At 53.9% G+C, this 21356-nt stretch carries 22 protein-coding genes; 15 read left to right on the top strand and 7 right to left on the bottom strand.

Annotation, left to right across the window (positions count from 1 at the left end; genetic code table 11):
* Positions 1-214 precede the first annotated feature (214 nt).
* Positions 215-577: a DUF4406 domain-containing protein gene (locus RTE01_RS02140; RefSeq protein WP_115192659.1), complete on the top strand. Its 363-nt coding sequence runs from the start codon at positions 215-217 to the stop codon at positions 575-577.
* A 259-nt stretch (positions 578-836) separates the two neighbouring features.
* Here the strand turns inward: RTE01_RS02140 and RTE01_RS02145 are convergent, their stop codons facing one another.
* Positions 837-2045, bottom strand: a complete 1209-nt coding sequence (locus RTE01_RS02145; protein WP_134526135.1) for an MFS transporter — start codon at positions 2043-2045, stop codon at positions 837-839.
* Between the two features lie 103 nt (positions 2046-2148).
* On the opposite strand from RTE01_RS02145, the gene RTE01_RS02150 reads away from it, so the two are divergent.
* Complete coding sequence (locus RTE01_RS02150) at positions 2149-3081, top strand: LysR family transcriptional regulator (protein WP_134526138.1); 933 nt, start codon at positions 2149-2151, stop codon at positions 3079-3081.
* A 162-nt stretch (positions 3082-3243) separates the two neighbouring features.
* Here the strand turns inward: RTE01_RS02150 and RTE01_RS02155 are convergent, their stop codons facing one another.
* On the bottom strand, positions 3244-3651 hold the full coding sequence (locus RTE01_RS02155; RefSeq protein ID WP_115192656.1) for an MAPEG family protein: 408 nt from the start codon (positions 3649-3651) through the stop codon (positions 3244-3246).
* A gap of 341 nt (positions 3652-3992) precedes the next feature.
* On the opposite strand from RTE01_RS02155, the gene eitA reads away from it, so the two are divergent.
* The 4 genes from eitA to RTE01_RS02175 are packed head-to-tail and all read left to right on the top strand — an operon-like array spanning position 3993 to position 8048.
* Positions 3993-4991: a siderophore ABC transporter substrate-binding protein EitA gene (gene eitA / locus RTE01_RS02160; RefSeq protein WP_134526141.1), complete on the top strand. Its 999-nt coding sequence runs from the start codon at positions 3993-3995 to the stop codon at positions 4989-4991.
* On the top strand, positions 4991-6028 hold the full coding sequence (locus RTE01_RS02165; RefSeq protein WP_134526144.1) for a FecCD family ABC transporter permease: 1038 nt from the start codon (positions 4991-4993) through the stop codon (positions 6026-6028). The genes eitA and RTE01_RS02165 overlap by 1 nt, the downstream gene beginning before the upstream one ends.
* Positions 6028-6789 (top strand): siderophore ABC transporter ATP-binding protein EitC, encoded by a 762-nt coding sequence (eitC, locus tag RTE01_RS02170; protein WP_041145669.1) that lies wholly within the window; start codon positions 6028-6030, stop codon positions 6787-6789. Before RTE01_RS02165 ends, eitC begins: the two co-directional genes overlap by 1 nt.
* A gap of 11 nt (positions 6790-6800) precedes the next feature.
* A complete protein-coding gene (locus RTE01_RS02175) occupies positions 6801-8048 on the top strand; it encodes an MDR family MFS transporter (RefSeq protein ID WP_134526147.1) in 1248 nt (415 codons plus the stop codon).
* A gap of 42 nt (positions 8049-8090) precedes the next feature.
* On the opposite strand, the gene RTE01_RS02180 is transcribed toward RTE01_RS02175, so the two are convergent.
* On the bottom strand, positions 8091-8978 hold the full coding sequence (locus RTE01_RS02180; RefSeq protein WP_141334624.1) for a LysR family transcriptional regulator: 888 nt from the start codon (positions 8976-8978) through the stop codon (positions 8091-8093).
* A 123-nt stretch (positions 8979-9101) separates the two neighbouring features.
* On the opposite strand from RTE01_RS02180, the gene RTE01_RS02185 reads away from it, so the two are divergent.
* Positions 9102-10631: an MFS transporter gene (locus RTE01_RS02185; RefSeq protein ID WP_141334626.1), complete on the top strand. Its 1530-nt coding sequence runs from the start codon at positions 9102-9104 to the stop codon at positions 10629-10631.
* A 66-nt stretch (positions 10632-10697) separates the two neighbouring features.
* On the opposite strand, the gene RTE01_RS02190 is transcribed toward RTE01_RS02185, so the two are convergent.
* Positions 10698-11285: a TetR/AcrR family transcriptional regulator gene (locus tag RTE01_RS02190; RefSeq protein WP_134526150.1), complete on the bottom strand. Its 588-nt coding sequence runs from the start codon at positions 11283-11285 to the stop codon at positions 10698-10700.
* A 134-nt stretch (positions 11286-11419) separates the two neighbouring features.
* On the opposite strand from RTE01_RS02190, the gene RTE01_RS02195 reads away from it, so the two are divergent.
* From RTE01_RS02195 to gap, 5 genes are all read left to right on the top strand, one after another.
* Positions 11420-12613, top strand: coding sequence for an MFS transporter (locus RTE01_RS02195; RefSeq protein ID WP_134528499.1), 1194 nt, complete (start codon positions 11420-11422; stop codon positions 12611-12613).
* A gap of 28 nt (positions 12614-12641) precedes the next feature.
* Entirely contained in the window at positions 12642-13820 is a 1179-nt protein-coding gene (locus RTE01_RS02200) for an MFS transporter (RefSeq protein WP_134528502.1), read from the top strand.
* A 210-nt stretch (positions 13821-14030) separates the two neighbouring features.
* A complete protein-coding gene (locus tag RTE01_RS02205) occupies positions 14031-14420 on the top strand; it encodes a VOC family protein (RefSeq protein WP_134526153.1) in 390 nt (129 codons plus the stop codon).
* A gap of 262 nt (positions 14421-14682) precedes the next feature.
* Positions 14683-15663, top strand: coding sequence for a GlxA family transcriptional regulator (locus RTE01_RS02210; RefSeq protein WP_134526155.1), 981 nt, complete (start codon positions 14683-14685; stop codon positions 15661-15663).
* A 78-nt stretch (positions 15664-15741) separates the two neighbouring features.
* The gene (gene gap, locus RTE01_RS02215; RefSeq protein ID WP_134526158.1) at positions 15742-16752 is read left to right on the top strand and encodes a type I glyceraldehyde-3-phosphate dehydrogenase; all 1011 of its coding nucleotides are present in this window, start codon (positions 15742-15744) and stop codon (positions 16750-16752) included.
* Between the two features lie 512 nt (positions 16753-17264).
* Here gap and RTE01_RS26565 read toward each other — a convergent pair.
* On the bottom strand, positions 17265-17351 hold the full coding sequence (locus RTE01_RS26565; protein ID WP_071844925.1) for a LysR family transcriptional regulator: 87 nt from the start codon (positions 17349-17351) through the stop codon (positions 17265-17267).
* A 129-nt stretch (positions 17352-17480) separates the two neighbouring features.
* A complete protein-coding gene (locus RTE01_RS02225) occupies positions 17481-18395 on the bottom strand; it encodes a DMT family transporter (RefSeq protein ID WP_134526161.1) in 915 nt (304 codons plus the stop codon).
* A 155-nt stretch (positions 18396-18550) separates the two neighbouring features.
* Between RTE01_RS02225 and gcvA the strand changes: the two genes are divergently transcribed.
* The 3 genes from gcvA to RTE01_RS02240 all read left to right on the top strand — a co-directional run bounded on the left by gcvA (position 18551) and on the right by RTE01_RS02240 (position 20680).
* Complete coding sequence (gene gcvA, locus RTE01_RS02230; RefSeq protein ID WP_134526164.1) at positions 18551-19450, top strand: transcriptional regulator GcvA; 900 nt, start codon at positions 18551-18553, stop codon at positions 19448-19450.
* Positions 19451-19521: 71 nt separating this feature from the next.
* On the top strand, positions 19522-19692 hold the full coding sequence (locus tag RTE01_RS02235) for a hypothetical protein (RefSeq protein WP_227503243.1): 171 nt from the start codon (positions 19522-19524) through the stop codon (positions 19690-19692).
* Between the two features lie 403 nt (positions 19693-20095).
* Complete coding sequence (locus RTE01_RS02240; RefSeq protein ID WP_041145681.1) at positions 20096-20680, top strand: helix-turn-helix domain-containing protein; 585 nt, start codon at positions 20096-20098, stop codon at positions 20678-20680.
* Positions 20681-20699: 19 nt separating this feature from the next.
* On the opposite strand, the gene RTE01_RS02245 is transcribed toward RTE01_RS02240, so the two are convergent.
* On the bottom strand, positions 20700-21143 hold the full coding sequence (locus RTE01_RS02245) for an acetyltransferase (protein ID WP_134526166.1): 444 nt from the start codon (positions 21141-21143) through the stop codon (positions 20700-20702).
* Positions 21144-21356 lie beyond the last annotated feature (213 nt).

Consider the following 21356-nt stretch of genomic DNA (forward strand, 5'->3'; position numbering starts at 1 on the left):
GCTGTCCTTTTATGCATGAATTATCTTGAATGTGCACGATAATGCTGGTTATGATAGCAGCGCCACGTATAGAGGCGTCACCGCGGCAGAAAAACGTGCAGAAATACGCAGTATCAAGAATTCGCTACGCGAGACAAAACGGATGCGGGCGAAGGAATAGAGACTGAAGTGTTGCTTTATCACATCACGCTGAAAGGCATTTTATGAGGTTTTCATGACTGTAAAACTGATTCTGATTGCTGGGCCATACCGTAGCGGAACGGATGGAAAACAAGAGCTTATCGACGCCAATCTCGACAGGCTGGAAAAGGCAGCGCTGGCGGTATATCAGCGAGGACATATCCCCGTCATCGGCGAGTGGTTGGCGTTACCGCTGGCGAAGGCTGCCGGTTCTGAATCCATCAACGATGAGATCGGTGAGTCCATGATTTATCCGGTTGCCCACCGACTTATCACAAAATGCTCTGCTATTTATCGTATAGAAGGCGCTTCAAAGGGTGCTGATATGGATATTGACGTTGCCCGTCAGAACGGACTGGACATTTATACTCGTCTTGAGGATATCCCTTTAGCATAATTTTATCGTGCACCTGCCTGCAAATCTGCAGGCAGCGTGAATTGTTGATTATTTATATATGTCGATAAATACCCCCCGCCCGCTAAAGTAAAGAGTGCTATTTAATGGCTTGGTTTTCAAATAAACCAAAGTGACGCTAACAATAAGGGATAAAAACGCCTTAGTTAATACACTCCCGCATCGTTAAGCCCGGAAAACGGCTCTGTTTTTACATCCGCTAGCCGCACTTGCCAGCTCAGAGTCAGGCGCCGACGTTATGCTAATCCACGATCGGGTGGTCAGGCCGGAGAGTCCGTTTAGCCAGTTTCTTTTGCAGAATGATAACGATAACTGGCAGCCCTGATGCGGAAATTGCGCATACCGCCAGCAGCTTGTTGATATTTTGTGGCGCCATGCCATGTTCAGGTAATAGCAAAGCGGACAGGAAAAATGCGACGGTTGTAATCAGATACATTATTGATGTCTGTAATGAAGAGAATCCAGCGCGCTGCCCGTCATCAGGAAACTGAATCGCCACCGCCGAAGATGAAACCAGGCGACTGTAGGATGCACCGAGAAATAACGTCATAAATAACGCCGCATGCTGATAGCCGAGCATGGGTATTAGCAGACTCAATATAAAGACTATGGTTGACCCGGTAGCCAGCGTCAAAACGGAAAAACGGGAAGTGAGCACGCCGGTCATTTTTGTAGACAGATAACCTGCCACCCCTCCGGCGAAGAACAGCCAGGGCAGCAGGTCTTGCGAAGCGCCCAGCTGCTGGGTCATTAAGGGCACCAGAACAGGAACCACCAGCATGGGGCTAAACTGTGCAAGCGCATTACTGGAGGCAAACAGTAAAGTATCCGCATCGAGAGGCTGCGCGGGGAGCCGGTCGAAAGAGACGGGCTCCCGGGGTATGATGAATACAATCAGCGGCAATGCCAACACACAAAGCGTACTTATTAACCATAAAGCGACATGCCAGCCATAATGCGCACACAAAAATAGTATCGTGGGCATGCCTACAATGCTTACCATCGAAAATGACGCAATGACCGTCGCCAGCATCTTTCCGCGCAAATGAGTCGGGGCGTTGTTTATCAATATACTTATACCCACCCCCATTGTCGTCCCTCCAACTAATCCTGCACACAATCGTAGCGTCAGCAGAAGACTAAAACTGGAGGTGAAGGTCGTCAAAAATGTCAGCAGGCCTAACAGCGCCATATTGGCGATTAAAAAACGTTTCTTATTGAAACGACCAATCCGGTAAAAGGCGATAATTCCCGAAAGGACGGCCCCCGCGGTGTACATGCCGGATACATAGCCTGAGAAGGAGACGGGGACGGCGAAATCGGCGGCCATAAAAGCAAAAATAGGGTTGAACATCATATATTCCAGCGCATTAGCGAACTGGATAAAAACCATTACCATGGCAACCCGCATAAGGGCTTTATGATTAAACGTCGGCGTGACCAGTGACATAGCAAGCAACCTGTGGATGAAAGAGATCCGAGTTTAACCCCTATCAAAAATATTCATTAGATGGTAAAAGTGGCACTCATTATTATCATATTTGGGATAGTTGATGCGTCCGGCTCTTGATTTTAATACCCTGAAAGTGTTCATTGCCGTGGTTGAAAGAGAAAGTTTTGTGGGGGCATCGAAACTCCTTGCAATGCCGACCTCAAACGTGAGTCGTTGCATTTCTCAGTTGGAAGACAAACTGAATCTTCAACTCATTGAGCGCAGCACCCGGCATATGAAACTCACCCAGGCGGGACAGCTACTCTATACCCGAGCGAAGCCACTGCTGGAGGCGCTTGAGCAAACTGAGACCGAATTGACGTTGCGGCAAATGCAGCTCAAGGGGCAATTACGTATCTGCATTCCCAATGAGATAGGTCCTGCGTTGCTGGGTGCTGTTGTCGCCGATTTCGCCTGTCAGCACCCGGAGCTGGAGATCAGCTGCGTCACCAATTTGTCAGGTTTCGAATCCCTGCGCGAGGATCTGGATTTAGCGGTCATTGTTAGCCGCGGTCAGATGGATGACAGTGACTACATCGCCCGTCATCTGCTGACGATCCCCTGCACCATCGTGGCAGCCCCCAGCCTCATTCAGCGGTATGGCACCCCTTCTCGGATACAGCAATTTGAAGAATTACCCTGCATTACAACGGTAAGCGCGCTGAAAGGCGCGCCCTGGCAGTTCGTCAATAAAAAGGGGGGATTCGAAACCATTAAGGTCAGAGGTCATTATCGGGTAAACAGCGGCGAGATGGCAGGACGAGCCGCGGTCTCAGGCGTCGGTTTTGCCATTCTCTCTAAACAAGCCTGCCAGCCCTATATTAGCGATGGTCGGTTAATCGAGATTGAGTTTGAACAATCGGTAGCGCCACTGCAGTTGTTCGCAATTTATTCAGACCGGCGCTATTTGCCCGCTAAAACAAGAGCGCTAATTGATTTCATGCATCAGCAGTTGAGCAATATATCCTTCGCCACATCAGGCCGCGTGGAATAACCGCGGAGAGTCCAGCTGGCATAATGAAACTCGCCTTAGCACACCCCCCCGCTCCCCGCTTATGCCAGTTAACGTTAGACCCCGACGCTGCGAAGCGTGGTCAAGGCCCCACTCGCAGAAGTTATCAAGAATATCGATACCACCGATTCTCGTTACTGCACCTTAGAAAACTGAGCTGAGAATTGTGAAGGCAAAAGTCAGGGTTGCGCCAAAGCCGGTCAGAAAAGCGAGAGTCCGGATAACGGGAATACCCGCGGTATACACCACATAATGGACGACTCGCGCAATCAGATAGATTTTTGCTGCCATTAGCGTTGCAGGATTATTCACATCAAGGAAGGCGGCGATAAGCACCAGCGGAGCAAAAATAGTCAGATTTTCTACGGCATTGGCGTGTGCCTTCTGCGCGCGCTGCGCCCAGGGCGCCACGTCTGTCGCCGTCGGGTTGGGATTTCCCAGCGCTGTCAGCACCCCCACGCCAGAAGCCCTGGCGACGATATAAGGAAGCCACATCAACGCCGTTATCAGGCACACCAGGGTAAGCACGACTAGTTCAGGGTTATTTTCCATCTGTTTATTCTCCGTAGTACTGCAGCAAGGACGTGAAGTTTAATGATAAAGCGGAAATACAACCATCGTTATAAATGGCGGTATTGAGTGCATGACCGGCATAACGCATCCCCCGGCCGGCCATTTCGTTTTAGTGAACCGCCTGGCTTCATCCCCCTGCGCGGCGGACCGCCGGTTCCCCAACCTCTGCCTGCTCACGTCGATGATAACGCTCGGCAATTATCTCTCATTGACACCCTATATCGGCCACTGTATAAAACCCGGCATTCTGTAATACGTTTCATTTGCATTAAAAATAGATCCTGGATTTCGCCAACGATTTTAATGAAGGATAGCGTTTAATGAAAAAGGTCATCTGCGCGTTAGGTATGGTGTTTGCTTCGGTCAGCTCTGTTCAGGCAACCACATATCCTCTGACCCTTGAAAACTGCGGGTATAAAGAGACGTTTAGCCAATCGCCCGAGCGCGTCGTGGCGCTGGGACAAAATACCGTCGAGATTTTGCTCCTGCTGGGACTGCAGGATAAGGTGGTTGCCAGCGCCTTTTGGCCGACCAAAGTATTGCCCCAGCTGGCGGCACAGAATGCAAAAATCAAAACGCTAACGGTAGAAATTCCTACCCTCGAATCCGTTCTTGCGCAAAATCCAGATTTCGTCCCCGCCCAGTCCCCGCTGCTGCTCGGCCCAGAAAGTAAGGTCGCCAAACGCCAGGATCTGCTGACCCTTGGTGTAAACAGCTATGTCTCTCCGGGGATGTGCGCCACCAAAAAAGCCACCGGCGATATGTATGGCAGCCGCCAGAAGCTATGGGATATGACCTATCTCTATAAAGAAATTGAAGATTTTGCCAAAATTTTTAATGTCGAAGATCGTGGCCATGCGGTGGTTGCTGATTTCAAAAAGCGTGAAGCGGACCTGCGCCAGGAGTTCGGTAAAAACAAAAAAGATCTCTCTTTTGTTTTTTGGTTCTCAAGTTCATCCCCTTCCGCTGATGCCTATGTGGGCGGTAAAAACAGCGCATCCGGATTTATTGCCAACGTGCTCGGCGGGCATAACGCCATCACCTCTGAGACCGAATGGCCGACGGTAAGCTGGGAAAGCATTATTGCTGCAAATCCGGACGTGATCGTGGTATCCAGTCTGGACCGTAACCGCTGGGCGCTGGATAACGCAGAGGAAAAAATAAAATTCCTCAAAAGCGACCCCGCCATCAGCCAGCTGGATGCGGTGAAAAAAGGGCATATCGTGGTGATGGACGGTCAGGCGATGAACCCGACAATCAGGACAATCTACGGTGCTGAACAGGTCGGCGAGCAGCTCAGAAAGCTGGGTCTGAACTGATGACGACCGCTGTTGTTCAGTCCCGACAGGGGTTATGGCTGACGACCTCGCTCCTGCTTTCCGTCGTAGCGTTATTCCTGGTCATTGCGATTGGCGTTAGCGTGGGTGAACTCTCGATCCCGCTGCAAGACGTCTTTTATGCCATCAGTAACAGAATGGGCCTGACCGAGGTTCCGCTCAGCCGCATTTATGAAAGTGTGATTTGGGACTTTCGTCTGAGCCGCGCGCTGGTGGCGGCCTGCTGTGGCGCCGGGTTAGCTATCTGCGGCGCAGTCCTCCAAAGCCTGCTGAAGAATGCGCTGGCTGAGCCCTACGTGCTCGGCGTATCCGCAGGTGCGTCAACCGGCGCCGTTTCCGTCGTCGTATTAGGCATCGGTACCGGGGCGGTTTCGCTTTCCGCCGGCGCATTCGCCGGGGCGTTTGCCGCCTTTGCCTTCGTCGCCTTTCTGACCAACGGCGCGCGCGGCGGTAACGAACGCACCATTCTGGCCGGCGTTGCGGCTTCCCAGCTGTTCAATGCGATTACCGCTTACACCATCAGTACCTCTGCCAGCGCCCAGCAGGCGCGGGATGTGATGTTCTGGCTGCTGGGCAGCTTTAGCGGCGTGCGCTGGCCTGAATTCCAGCTGGTGCTCGTGGTGGTGCTGATTGGGCTTGCCGTTTGCCTCTACTATTCCCGGGCGCTGGATGCCTTCACTTTTGGCGATGATGCCGCCGCGTCGCTGGGCATTGCCGTGCCCTGGGTGCGCCTGATCCTCTTCACCGTCACCGCGCTTATCACCGCGACCATCGTCAGTATGGCGGGCTCCATCGGCTTTGTTGGGCTGGTGGTTCCGCATATTATGCGCTTCTTCTTTGGTCCCCTGCACCGGACGTTGCTGATTGCCAGCGCCCTGGCAGGCGCGATCCTGATGGTGCTGGCAGATATTGCATCGCGCCTGCTGATCGCGCCGCAAAGTCTTCCTGTCGGCGTGGTGACGGCGCTGGTCGGCGTTCCTTTCTTTGCCGTGATTATCTACCGTTCAAGGAATAAGTAATGAGTATCTCCGCCGACAATATTACCTGGAAGGTAGGCAAAAAAGTCATCGTCAACGACGTCTCGCTGAACGTTTCTCGTGGCGAAACCGTAGGGCTCCTTGGCCCTAATGGCTGCGGTAAATCCTCCCTGCTGCGCATTCTCGCCGGCCTGCGTCGCCCGGATGCCGGTTGCGTAAAGCTGGACGGCCAGGACATCTCCCGCGTCGCCAAAAAGCAGCTTGCCCGCCGGGTAGCCTTCGTTGAGCAGCACGGCATGACCGACGCCAATATGCGCGTTCGCGACGTGGTAAAGCTCGGGCGTATTCCTCATCACTCGCCTTTTTCTAACTGGAGCGCGCACGATGACCAAACCGTCACTGCCGCCCTGCAGAGGGTGGATATGCTGGAAAAGAGCGCGCAAGGCTGGCAGAGCCTCTCCGGCGGGGAGCGCCAGCGGGTGCACATTGCGCGTGCGCTGGCGCAGACGCCCAGCGAAATTCTGCTCGATGAACCGACCAACCATCTGGATATTCACCATCAGATGCAGCTGATGCAGCTGATCAGTGAGCTTCCGGTCACCAGCATTGTGGCTATTCACGATCTCAACCACGCGGCGATGTTCTGTGATTCGCTGATTGTGATGCAGAACGGGCAAATCATCGCCACCGGGACGCCCGAAGACATTCTTTCCGAAGAGCTTCTTTGGGAGGTGTTTCGGGTGAAAACGAAAATTGAGATCTCCCGCTTCCATGGCAAAAAGCACATTCACTATATCGTTTAGGATCGGGTAGCATGTCTCCTTTCTCCCTGCGACCTGCCACAACGCTTCGGCCGCCCGTGTTACTGGGCAGCCAGTTTGTTTTCAACATCGGCTTTTACGCGGTCGTCCCCTTCCTGGCCCTCTTTTTACGCGACGATCTGCTGCTCTCCGGCGGCGCGATCGGGCTGATCCTCGGGCTGCGCACCTTCTCCCAGCAGGGCATGTTTATCATCGGCGGCGCGCTCTCTGACCGATACGGCGCCAGGGTCGTTATCCTCTGCGGCTGCCTTATTCGTGTTGCGGGCTATCTGCTGCTGGCATTCGGCCACTCCCTGTGGGCGATTATTCTGGGCGCCTGCCTGACCGGTATCGGTGGGGCGCTGTTTTCCCCATCTATTGAAGCGCTACTGGCAAAGGCGGGGACGCAAAGCGAGGCACGCGGAAAGCGCAGCCGCGCGGAGTGGTTCGCGCTATTTGCCGTGTGCGGCGAACTTGGCGCCGTGCTGGGCCCGGTTGCTGGCGCCCTGCTTACGGGTTTCGGCTTTCGCCAGGTGGCGCTGGCCGGGGCCGGTATTTTTGTCATCGCGCTCGTGGTGCTGTTCTTCTGCCTCCCTGCCGCTCATCACGCGAAGCAGAGTCTAAAAATTCTCCCCTGGTGGACAACCTTCCGCCAGCCGCGCTTCGTCGCCTTTATCATTGCCTATAGTTCGTGGCTATTAAGCTACAACCAGCTCTATCTGGCGCTACCGGTGGAGATTCAGCGCTCGGGGGGCAGCGAGAAGGATCTCGGTCCGCTTTTTATGCTGGCCTCGGTGCTTATCATTGCCTTTCAGCTTCCGCTTGCGCGCTTCGCGCGGCGAGTGGGGGCCGTCAAAATCTTGCCGGTGGGATTTCTGCTGCTCTCCGCCGCTTTTGCCAGCGTGGCGATGTTCGCAGCCGCAGAGCCGCCGGAAGGCTGGCTGCGGTTAATGCCTGCGGCCTGTTTTGTGACGCTTTTGACGCTGGGGCAGATGCTGCTGGTGCCGTCAGCAAAGGATCTGATCCCCTGGTTTGCCGACGAGTCGACGCTTGGTGCGCACTATGGCGCACTGGCCACCGCCGGAGGCTTCGCGGTGCTGGCGGGTAATGTGCTGTTTGGCCCGCTGCTGGATGACGCGCTCATACCCTCCACGCGGGCCATCTATCCCTGGCTGCTGCTGGCGCTGTTTCCCTTATGCAGCAGCGTTGCCCTGGCCGTGATTTGTCGCCCGCTACGCAGCGCGCCGATCGCGAAAACCTGAATGTCCGGAGCAACGGGACGCGCAGAGCGATTGAAAGCTGGATCACTTCGTCCAGTTTTCGGCGAGGAAATCGACAAAGCAGCGTACTCTCGAAGAGAGGTGGCGTCTGGCGGCCCATAGCGCACAAAAATGCCCCTGCCTGACGCACGAACCCGGTAAAACTTCGCTCAAATCCCCCTTCTCCAGCGCATCGCGAACGACAAAATCGGGTACGTAACTTATGCCCATTCCCGCCGCGCTTATGCCGATAACGGCTTCAATATTGTTGGCGGTTAACGCCGAAGCACAGGCGAAGTCTCCTGTTACGGTGATCCCCCGCAGCTCCCACGGCTGTATTAGACCCGTCGAGGGGAAGCGGAAAAGAACGCATTGGTGAGCGCTTAAATCCTCCTCCGACCCCGGCGTGCCATATTTCTTCAGATAAGCGGGGCTGGCGCAGAGAACAAAATTGAAGCTGCCGAGCGTTTTCGACGTCAGCCTTGAATCAGCGAGGTCACCGCTTCGAATCACCACATCGAACCCTTCATCAATGATGTTTACCAGCCGATCGCTGAAGTCCAGATCCAGCTCTATCTGCGGATATTGGCGGGTAAAAGCAGGAAGAAGTGGAAGCAGCAGCCGATAGCCTATAACCGGAAGAGAAACTCTGAGTTTTCCCGCTGGCTGACCGATGCTGCTGGTCAACTCTGCCTCCGCTTCCTGTAACTGCTCAAGAATATGCTGGCAGCGAACCAGCAATACCGCCCCCTCCGCCGTCAAGCTGACGCTCCTCGTACTGCGGTTGAAGAGCCTGACGCCCAGCTTTTGTTCGAGTCTGGCCACATTTTTGCCAACTGCTGAAGCTGAAATGCCGAGCAACCTTGCAGCCTGTACAAAGCTCAGCGTTTCCGCAGTCCTTACAAACGAGGTCAGTGAGGTGAAACTATCCATTGATTATGAACTTTATCTCTATTCTGTCGGTATATTCAGTCTATTTATCTGATTAATTGTCCGCAATAAGATGGCTGAAGTTTATTTGTTGCTCACGATTGTTCCGCCAACAAAGGTCATCAGATGCTCTCTTTCACTACATCGTTTCTTCGGCGCCCGGGAAGTCCTGCCGCGGCCTCAGTTTTTATAGCCGCCATGCTGCTGCCGTTCAGTTTTACCGGCGGCGTGGTGACCACTCCGGCTATCAGCCATGCGCTGGGCGGTTCACCGGCCGCTCTGTCATGGCTGACTAATGGATTTATGCTGACTTTCGGCGGCTTTCTGCTGTCCGCCGGCGTTATTGCGGATGCCGTAGGCAGAAAACGGGTATTCATCCTCGGTTTGCTTCTCTTTTGTCTTAGCTGCCTGCTCATTTGCCTGGCCGAAGATACGGCCGCGATCGGCGTGCTCAGGTCGCTACAGGGCGTAGCGGCGGCGATGACGCTCGCCGGCGGCAGCGCAGTGCTGGCTCAGCTCTATGATGGCGTTGCCCGAACCCGGGCGTTCAGCGTACTGGGTACGCTGTTTGGGGCAGGATTAGCATTCGGACCGCTGGCGATCGGGTATATAACCGACGCGTTAGGCTGGCGGTGGGTTTATGCCTCGATCGCCCTGCTTTCAGGAACCGTTATGCTGGCCGGCGCCCTGTTTATACCCGCCGCGCAAATAGGCTCCCGGCAAAAGGTGGATTATGCCGGCTTAGCGCTGTTCACCGCAGCCCTGGTTCTGTTTACTGCGGGGATAATGCTGGTGCCGACCTGGGGATTTTTATCACTTCGCGGATTGGCGCTGTTTATCACCGCCCTGGTGCTGTTCACCGCGTTCACGGCCCGCTGCCTGAACGTTACCTATCCGGTTTTCGATATATCACTTATGCGGCACCCGCGTTTCGTCGGCGTCCTGCTGCTGCCGGTGGCAACCTGCTATTGCTACGTGGTGCTGCTGATTATCGTCCCGCTGCATTTTATGGGGGGTGATGGGTTGAACGAGACGCAAAGTGCTTTTTATCTTATGGCGCTGACGGCACCGATGCTGATCTTTCCCTCGTTTGCCGCTCTGCTGACCCGCTGGTTTACTCCGGGATCGGTTTCGGCCGCAGGGCTGATACTCTCTGCGGCAGGATTGCTTATTCTCGGGCAGGCGTTGCAGGGCACCAGCGGCACGCTTCTGCTATTTGCGCTGGCTTTAACCGGTGCCGGGGCGGCACTTCCGTGGGGGCTGATGGATGGTCTGGCCATTTCCTCAGTGCCTGTCGAAAAAGCCGGTATGGCAGCGGGTTTGTTTAACACTGTTCGCGTGGCTGGCGAGGGCATTGCGCTGGCAATGGTTTCAGCATTTTTAGTTGAAATGAACGCGCTCAGCCTCAGAAGAGTCCTTCCCGGCTATGCGCCAGACATTATTGATAACGCGGCGACGTGGCTTGGCGGCGGAAACACGGCACGGGCGGCGGCTCTCTTACCCGGTCTTTCTCATGCCTTGCTGAGAGAAAGCTATGATTCCGCCTATGTCTGGCTATTTCGCGTTCTCGCCGCCATCACGGTGCTATGCGCATTACTGGTCTGGCGGACGTTAGGGCAGAACAGCCGCGCTTATCCTGCCCCTGGGATCGGCTGAATACCCGGGCACGCGGGTACTCGGGTTGGGTTATGTCACCACGCAGGGCGCGTGCCGACATGGGTATCAGCCAGTACGTTGCAATCCGCGAAGTAGCAGGTTCAGAGCGGTAATGGCTTTTGTCAGCCGGGTCTCGCTTTCTTCACCGTCGGCAATCCAGAATGCCGCTTCTGCCAGGCTACCGTAAATCAGCGAAGCCAAGCCCTGCGGATCGACGTCATCAACGACACCTTGCCGAATCAGATTGCGAATCAGGCAGCGCATGGATTCCACGCACTGACGTTGCGATTCAGGCGAAGAACCGCCTAACACCGCTTTTGCATCACGCAACACAATGCGCTGAAATTCAGGTTCCAGCGCCATTTCGAGGTAAGCCCGACAGCGGTTGCAAAAGCCTTCCCACGGATCGGCTGCATGACTGGAAATCGCCTGCAGGCGTTGATCCATCTCGTCATCGATCTGCGCCACAACGGCCGTCAGCAATCCTTTTTTGTCACCAAAATGATGATAAAGCGCACCGCGGGTCAGCCCTGCCTGCGCAGTCAGGTCATCCATCGAGGTTTCGGCGTAGCCGTATTCGCAAAAAACCTTACGGGCAGTGGCTAACAATGTCGCTCTTGTCTCTTCCATCTCAGCGCGGGTTCGGCGAACCATAATCTTCCTCTTACATACGATGCGAATGATTGTTTACATACAACGCGTATGAATATAGGATTGGATTCATACGCGTTGTATGTATTGTCGCTGTGCCACCGCGTTGTGGCAAGCAAATGCTACCGGAGATGATGATGGCTAATCTGTATCGAGACCTTTTCGCTGTCCCTGGAACGGGACATTTTTCCGCTGCGGGTCTGCTTGCACGGCTCCCACTGCCGATGGCAGGCATCGGGATTATCACGCTATTTTCGCAGCAGGGCGGCTATGCGCTGGCCGGCGCTATTTCCGCGACCTTTGTTCTGACCTACGCCCTGCTGTCACCGCAGATCTCCCGCTATGTGGATCGCTATGGGCAGCTGCGGGTTTTGCCTGTGGCAACGGCTATCAGCGTCACCGGCTTTCTCATCCTCATAGCCTGCTCCTACCGGAGTATTGCCACCTGGGCGCCGTTTTTCGGCGCATCCCTGGCAGGATTTATGCCGAGTATGTCTGCCATGGTACGGGCACGCTGGACGGCGCTGTACCGGGGCCAGGCGCGTTTGCAGACCGCCTATTCGCTTGAAACAGTGCTCGATGAGCTAACGTTTATCGTTGGCCCGCCCCTCTCGATTGGCCTTTCCATCGCGCTGTTTCCGCAGGCGGGTCTGCTGCTTACCGCGCTTTTGCTGTTTTTCGGCGTCTTTGCACTGGTGCTACAGCGCGGCACGGAACCTCCGATAATGGCGTGCCCAGGCGGCAAAATTGGCTCTGGCTCGGTCATGGGTATGGCAAGCGTACGGCTGTTGGCGCTGCTGATGGTGGCAATGGGCGTCATTGTCGGCACCATTGATATCGTGAGTGTCGCCTACGCCGGACAGCTGGAGCAGCCGGCAGCGGCCGGCCTGGTGTTATCCGCGTATGCCGCTGGTTCATGTCTGTCCGGATTACTCTATGGCTCACTCAAACTGAAAACCCCGCTCCATCGGCTGTTGTGGTTAGGCGGGCTGGCAACGGCCACCACCACCGTCCCACTGATACTGGTCACAAATCTTACCGCGCTGGCGGCAGCCGTCCTGGTGGCGGGCCTCTTTTTCGCCCCAACCATGATCGTCGCCATGTCGCTCATTGAACGTCAGGTCTCAGAAAGCCAGTTAACAGAGGGCATGACCTGGCTGCTGGCCGGGCTGAACGTGGGCGTTGCGCTGGGCGCCGCGATTGCCGGTCAGGTTGTTGATAGCAGCGGATCGCGGGTTGGATTCTACGTCGCCTTCTGTGCCGGAGTCCTGGTACTGCTTATGGCATTTTTAAGTCATTTAACCCTGCACAAGCAGGATAATCGCGCCTGAGCCGGGTGCGTCTTCGGGATATAAAATGATGAATACATTTTCTGGCATGAAATCTGTTCGCCGCCGCTGGACGGCAGTTATTGCTGTCGGTCTGGCGACTTTCTCGGTTGTCACCACAGAAATGCTCCCGGTGGGCTTGCTGACATCCATAGCCGAAACGCTCAGCATCACCACCGGAAGCGCGGGTCTGATGATCTCCCTGCCAGCATTACTGGCAGCGTTATTCGCCCCGTTCGTGGTCATTGCATCGGGTGGAATAGATCGCCGATGGATATTGTGTGGCCTGCTGGCGTTACTGGTGATAGCCAATCTTGCCTCCGCGCTGGCACCAAATCTGATCTTAATGCTCGCAGCCCGGGTTCTGGTTGGCTTCTGCATGGGGGGAATTTGGGCGATCGCGGGCGGTCTTGCCTCACGCCTGGTTCCGCAGAACGCTACTGGCCTGGCAACCTCTATTATCTTTGGTGGTGTTGCTGCTGCATCGGTATTGGGCGTGCCCCTGGGGGCGTTTATTGGCGATGCCATCGGCTGGCGCTGGGCATTTGGGATCATGGCAGTATTCAGCGCACTGGTGCTGGTATTCCACCTTGCGGTCATTCCGTCGCTGCCCGTTACGGGTTCGGCTAACATTAGCCAGTTCATTACCCAGCTTGGCAACCGCAAAATACAAACGGGCTTGTTCCTGACGCTATTACTCGTAACAGGCCATTTCGTGGCCTTCACCTTTGTGCGCCCGCTGCTGATCTCAGTGTCAGGAGTTGATACGCAGTGGATAGGTGCCATTTTATTCGCCTACGGTGCCGCCGGCATCGCAGGTAATTTTCTGGCGGGTATCGCCGCGGCGCGCTGTACAACATTCACCCTGATTGCGATTGCGGCTGGGCTCGCGTTAACACCGTTACTGTTCATTACCGCCGGGCAATCGGTCACAGGTGGGGCGGGTATCCTCATCTTCTGGGGGCTGGCTTACGGTGGGCTTTCGGTCGGGCTGATGACCTGGATGATGAAAGCCGCACCTCGTGCCCTGGAGATCGCCGCGGCGCTTTATGTCGGGGTGTTCAATACAGGGATTGCGCTGGGGTCATGGAGCGGGGGTCAGATAGTAGATATGTTAGCCCTGACAGATACGCTCTGGCTGGCCTGCGGGTTAGCGGCCGCAGCCTTATTTTTGGCGGTAGCGGCTGGCATGAATCGAGGTGATGCGTAATAAGAACGAATCCCGGCCTGGCGCAGGCGAATTGCGCTCGTTACAAATATCGGCAAGGGCAATCAATAGAGAACAAGCATGCCGGGTCTACGAGGATGGTTTCACGCAGAAAAAGAGCCGACATAATCACCTGTTCTTATACCAAATCAAACAGCACTCGATAGTTGAATGTTTTACTGAATATTCTTCTTTGCTGGCGGGAGTATAAACATGATTGACCACACCGGATTCAGCGTCATAAATCTTGAAGACAGTAAACTTTTTTATACAAGCGTTCTCGCAAGTCTTGGTTATATTATCCGGCTTGAATTCCCTGGTAAGGCGGTAGGCTTTGGTCCCGCCCAACTCGATGAAGGGGTAGATCCAGGGGGCGCGTTCTGGTTAACGCTGGGTACCCCCTCCACGCCCCGGATGCATCTTGCCTTCAGTGCAAAAAATAAAGAGGAAGTGGAGGCATTCCACTGCGCTGCCCTCCGGGCTGGTGGAAAAGATAATGGTGCACCGGGGTACAGGCCCCATTATCACCCTGGATATTACGCTGCGTTTATCCTTGATCCTGATGGGTACAATATAGAGGCGGTTTACCACGAGACGAGATAGCGGCTAATGTACTATCGGGCGGTATCAGTTCAATAAAAGGCGTTAGTTCATTGATTAATTTGACATTATGAGTGCATCTGTTTCAAGGAAATGTCTTACATCGTCTTACTGTATTATTAAGAGACAAGTTTGACCATAATCGTAACTAATCAATCCTGTGTAAACACGCTACCCTGCTCCCTCTTTCTTTAGGGTAGCGTTGCCTTTTTCCGGCTGCGCATGTCCTGTTGACTTATTCTGTAAAAGGATTACTTTTCAGGACATGAAAAAGATACTCATTATTGTCCCCGATGGCGGCATGCTGTTTGAATCCGCCGGTATTGCCGACATTCTGATGCAGGCCAACCGCCTGCATCAGGAAGGCGCTACAAACGCCTGTTACCAGGTTCAGTTAGCGACAACCCAACCGCATCAGGTTATCCATGGTCAGTCGGGTTTAAATCTACTGGCAGATCACCGCCTGCATGAGATAGACCCTCGCGAGCCTCTCGATACCATCATTATCACCGGCAGAGGTCAAAACCCGCAGGAAGGCGTTGCGGTGGTCGACTGGCTGCGCCTTGCCGCTCCCCATGCCCGCCGCATTGCATCCATTTGCGGCGGTGCGATGCTGCTGGCGCAAAGCGGGCTGCTGGACGGCAGACGAGCCACCACTCACTGGAAGCTGCTGGAAACCCTGCAGGCAGAATTTCCCCAGGTGCGCGTCGAAGGCGGTCCGCTGTACGTTCAGGACGAACACATCTGGACATCAGGCGGGGTCAGTTCCGGCTTTGACCTTACCCTGGCGCTGGTGGAAGAGGACTACGGCTTCAGCCTGGCGCGCGACATCGCCCAGGACTTCGTTATGTACCTGCGTCGTCCCGGAGGCCAGCTGCAGTTTAGCCGCTACAACCTTCAGCAGACCAGCACCCTGGGCCCGATTAACGATCTGCTGGCCTGGCTGCTCGAGAACCTCACCGCCGATCTCAGCGTCGATAAGCTTGCGGCAAGAGTCGCCATGAGTCCGCGCAACTTCACCCGCGTGTTTACCCGGGAAACCGGCGCTTCGCCGGCGCGCTACGTCGCCGAAGCCCGCCTGGCCGCCGCCCGCCAGCGTCTGGAGCAGACCAACGAGACGCTGGATCGTATCGCCGAACAAAGCGGATTTGGCAGCAGCATTAACCTGCGACGGCTATTTGAAAAACAGCTTCACCTCACGCCCGGTGAATATCGCCAGCGCTTTCACTGCCGTAAAATGGCGTAAAGTGATCCTTTTTTGTCATTTACGCCAAATGACGACCGGCCTACATTACCTGCAGAGACAACAGATAAGGAGTTGATCATGGTAAAGGTCGGTATTAACGGTTTTGGCCGTATCGGACGCAACGTACTGCGTGCTGCACTGGGTAATCCGGATATTCAGATTGTGGCAATCAACGATCTGACAGACAGTAAAACGCTGGCACATCTGCTGAAATACGACTCGCTGCTCGGTAAACTCGACGCAGAGGTCACCGCCGGTGAGGGGCAGCTTGTGGTTGACGGTAGTCCCATTACCGTGTTCAGCGAACGCGACCCGGCCAACATCCCGTGGCGTCAGAGTGAAGTCGATATCGTCATTGAAGCCACCGGCTTCTTCACCGATCGCGACAAGGCGGCGGTGCATATCCATAGCGGTGGCGCAAAGCGAGTGATTATCTCCGCCCCCGGCAAAAACGATGATTTAACCATCGTGATGGGTGTGAACGACGGCCTCTACTCCCCGGATAAGCACTACGTGGTCAGCAACGGCAGCTGCACCACCAACGGTCTGGCGCCTGCCGCGCAGGTTCTGCACCAGCATTTCGGTATTAAGCATGGCCTGATGAACACCACCCACGCCTACACCAACAGCCAGGCGCTGCACGACCAGCCGGAAAAAGACCTTCGTGGTGCCCGCGCTGCGGCACTGTCGATTGTGCCTTACTCCAGCGGTGCCGCGAAGGCGCTCGGCAAAGTCATTCCCGAGCTCGATGGCCGCTTAACCGGCTACTCGCTGCGCGTACCGGTTCCGGTGGTCTCCATTGTCGACCTGACCGTAACGCTTGAGCGGGATGTGACGGCAGAAGAGGTCAATAATGCGTTTCGTGAAGCCGCCGCCGCGGGGCCGCTGCAAGGGATCCTCGGCTATAGCGATGAACCCCTCGTCTCAAGCGACTACCAGGGTGACCCGCGTTCTTCCATTATCGACGGTCTGTCAACGCTGGTGATTGGCGGCAATATGGTCAAAATTCTGGCGTGGTACGACAATGAATGGGGATTCTCCAGTCGCCTCGTCGACCTGGCGCTGCTGATGGCAAGGCGTGAACGCTAACCCCCTGCTCTGCCACTTTCTCTAAAATCCACGCCTGGCGTGGATTTTTATCTCTGTCGCGAGTGAGTAGCCGCATGGCGGCGTATTGAAAGTGGGTCAATCGATCCCTGCTTAACCTCTTAACGGCAAAACCGGAATGTCCAGTTTGTGATTAACCAGGACAACATTAAGCTGTTTTGACCAACGAGGAGTACACCCTGTTCGAAGCACAATTTCTGGCGCTGGTTTCAGCCCCGGACGTTGCACCGGTACCGGAGGCCCTGTGCCAGCTTTTCGGGGACCTTATATGGCGGGACTAAAAAATACAGTCGGCATTGTCGAACGTCGCACGCCAGCTACGACTGAATACGGGCAGTCGCGCTGAAACGACAGTGGTCAACCACCGTCAGCGCTGAAATGACCAGTTGATTCTGAGCCGGCGGAACAATTTTTGCCCAACCGTTGGCTATCTTTTCAAATCCCCGTCCAACCACATCCCGTGCGCTGAGGCCGGGAATACTCTGCATCGGGCGTTAACCTTGTCGTGAGAACAATTTGCTCCCCATCTGTTCCTCAAGATGACGGATTTGTTGGCTAACGACACCGGTTGTGATACACATTTTCTGCAGCAAGTTTCATGCTTCCCTGACAACTGACTTCGATAAACATCCGTAATGGAGATAGCGTAATATTGTGTGACATAAAATTCCTCTACCGGGACTCTGTAGCACCACTAATTAGTTGAAATATTATTTTGTCACTTTACTCTTTAAGACCATCTGTGCTTTTCCCGGACTGACAACCAGCCATACTGAAACACATACAATAATGGCGCCAATAATAAATCCTTCATTAATGGTTTCCCCCAGAGCCAGATATCCCCACAACACCGCGAAGGGGGGAATTAAAAAAGTCACGGTCAGTGAGCGCAGGGGCCCAATATCCGCGATAAGTCGAAAATAGAGAATATAGGCAAAGGCTGTACAAATGAGACCGACAGCCACCACGCTTGCCCACACGTTGCCTTGCAGCCAGTTAATCGATGGTCCGGTCGTGCTGCTCCAGATAAAGAAGGGCAACAAAAACAACGTCGCACCGATCTGACTGCCAAAGGCAACGACTTTCGGATCAAGCCCACCATTGTTTGAGATCCACCGGCGTGTCAGGAAACCCGCGATGCCATAGCACCCGGTCGCTACCAGACAAGCGATAACCCCGACGAGGGTTTCATTAGTGGACTGCGATTCACCGATGGTGGTAATGACCATGATTCCGACCAGGCCAAGCACCACGCCGCCCCATTTCCGTGCCGTCAGTTTCTCGCTAAAGAAAGCAAACCCAATTAATGCGCCCATCAGCGGCGTCGTCGCGTTAAGTACGGCGGAATACCCCGCAGGTAGCCATCGTGCCGCGAGGCAATACATGAAAAACGGCAGCCCGGAATTAATCACACCCAGAATAAGAGAAGATTTAAACTTCCCTTCAAAGTTATATGAAGACTTCAGAACAAAAATAATGACCGCCAGCCCCAGAAGGCCAAATAATACGCGCAGGAATGCCGTATTAATAGCCCCAAACTCGGGAGAGGCTATACGCATAAACAAAAAACTGGCGCCCCAGATGGCTGCAAGAACTATTAGCCGGATGTAGTCTGCAATACGCATTTAGCCCCCTCTTTTTATTAAAGGAAAAATGTTGTATATATGACTTAAGTTAACAAAACTTAAACATGAAAAAACTGTAAGAGTATGTCAGTAAACACACAAGCAAGTTTTTCTTTTATAATTAAGTTTAACTAACGCATAGAGTCGGACGTATTATGAAACTCCCACCTTTACATGCACTTATGTGCTTTGAATCAACAGCAAGACATTTAAGTATGAAAAAAGCGGCGGAAGAATTATGCGTGACATCCAGTGCGGTCAGCCAGCAAATTGCCAAGCTGGAAGATATGACCAGCATACGGCTCTTTATCCGTAGCCCCAGAAGTCTGGAGCTGACGGATGAAGCCCGCATTTATCTGCGCGCGATCCGCCCGGCGTTCAGCCAGATTGAAGAAGCGACACTGCGGCTGATGAATGAAGGTAAACCGAATAAGATAACCATCAGTTGCACCAGTGGTTTTGCGATCCAGTGGTTGCTGCCGCGTCTCCCGGGGTTTGAAAAGGAGAACCCCGGAGTGGAGGTGCAAATCAGCACCACTAACCGGCGGGTAGACTTATTGTCAGAAGGGATAGATTTTGCGGTAAGACACGGCCTGGGGCGTTATCCCGGACTCGAATCTGAATGTCTTCTTAACGACAGGCTCCAGCCCGTTTGTAGCCCGCGTCTTATCTCCCAGACGCTGCCCTTGTCCTCCCCCCTTGATATTACCCGGTATACCTTGCTCCACGATGAACATCGCATGGACTGGGCGATCTGGTTTAATGCGGCGGGGCTCCCGGATACCGATACGAACAAAGGCCCTGTTTTTGTCGACTCAAACGGCGTTCTGGAAGCAGCACTGGCAGGAAAAGGGATCGCGCTTATCCGCAGTGCGCTGGTCCGGGAGGAGCTCAAAAATGGAACCCTCATTAATCCCCTCAGAGTGGCCATCGAATCACCGATCGCGTATTACCTGGTGTACGATGAGTCCGCTATTTTGCAGCGAATAAGCCGACGATTCCGGGACTGGATCGCCGCCACTGCCGCCGCTGACAAGAATGAATACCCCGCCTAATCCGCTTGTCGGCAGCGCTCTCTGACAGGCACACTTTTCTACACGCGCTATGCCCCGGAGATAAACAAACTATGCACCTGGAGTGCCCGCAACGTTTCCCCACTCTCGACGACGCTATCGCCCTGATCCGCGATAAACGTCAGCTCCATCCGCAAGAGTGGTATGAAACGCCGAAGCCGTCGCTAACCCGCCTGGCCGAGTATGCCATTATACGTGAACGAGCCATCGCCGCAGCACCATGAGCAATAGCCGCCAAAGTAAAAATTCTGGTTTCGCCAGCGCCACCGAGGTGGCGCGCCTGGCGGGCGTCTGATAAAGCCCCTCCGGCTTCGTCTGCTGACGATCATCGACCTCTACGCGCGTGAGTGTCTGGCGATCTGTGGACCAGAACTGAAATGCCCCCCGGTAGTATTTCTTTCAACTACCGGTCAACTTCCCGCGTCCTGACTCCTTCCTGAATATCGTCATCCTCCGCATAAAGTGGTGAAATCAATAAAATGTGATTTCAGGATACTCGCTCATAAACCATCCCTTATCCTCTGCTCACAGGGGACCTGACAGGCTGAATTTTTAGACTGACAAAATCATTTATTTCAGCCCAATTTATGTGATGGCATAATCAGACTGGCAAAAGTGAGGGTAAAAATGGATAAAACATCTAAAAATCAGATAGTAGATAGCGACATTGCGCGTTTATTGCTTAAACACAGAAAGGCTCGCAGCTTGACGGTAACGGAGCTTGCCCAACGATCGGGCGTCAGTCAGGCCATGATTAGCAAAGTTGAACGAGGCGCCTCCAGCCCCAGCGCAACTATCCTGAGTCGTTTAGCCAACGCCATGAATATAACGCTATCAAAACTTTTTGCGGAGCTTGAGCAACATCAGAACTCACTGGTTCGTTTCGCCGATCAGCAGCAGCATTGGACAGACGAACAATCCGGCATTACCCGCTGGTCGCTGTCCCCAGCGGGGGCATGCCCGGAACTTATAAAAGTTGAAATTCCCGCGATGGGTCAACTGACGATACCCGCCTCTGCGAATGAGCACCTTTCCGGGCAAACGCTTTGGATGCTGAGCGGCAGCCTTGATTTTCGGGTCAATCATCAGACCCATCATTTACAAGCCGGTGACTGTCTGGCCCTTACCTTTGCAAGCGAGTACCAAATGAGCAATCCTGATAGCGAGCAGAGCTGTTCTTACATCGTCGCTTTTAGTCAAAAAAATCAATGATATTGCCCTGGTAACCGGGTTACATCACATTAGACTTGCGTAGATGTAACAGGGGGTAAGGCCTTCCCTGATTGTCCCGCTCGGAACGCCCTGTAAGCTGAAAGCCCATATGCTGATAAAACCCTACAGCTTGCTGATTTTGTTCATTTACATCGACGCTTAAATCAGGATGCAGAGCCAGCGCATGTGAGATCAGCCGTTTTCCGACGCCAAGTCCGCGAGCAGAAGCATCGACAAAAAGTGCCTCCAGATGGCCCTCATGCAAAAACATGAATCCTAGCGGTTGGTCTTCCTGATTTGTTGCTACCAATACAGGGGTTTCTGAAAAAAAGCTGACAACTTCTTTTTCGATCTCTTGTCGGTCGTGGGCGGTCAGAAAATCGTGCGTAGCATCGACAGAATTTTTCCAAATTTGGATGATTTCCGACGCTTCGGATGGTCGTGACGTTCTGATTTTTAACATTTTTCTACCTTAACGTGGTCATTGCTTTGTGCATTTACATACAAAATAAGTCCACTTAAATTTACTATAGTGAAATTAAATTCACAATAGTGCTTTTACTTCCATACCTTATCATCCCCTATGAGAAGTGCTAATACGCTGGTTAACCCGCCGCTGGAAAATTACGTAGCGAATGCGATAAACCCTCCGCTTCTCTTCGGCAGTAAGAACGAA

The organism is Klebsiella terrigena (genome assembly GCF_006539725.1).
Lineage (GTDB): Bacteria > Pseudomonadota > Gammaproteobacteria > Enterobacterales > Enterobacteriaceae > Klebsiella > Klebsiella terrigena.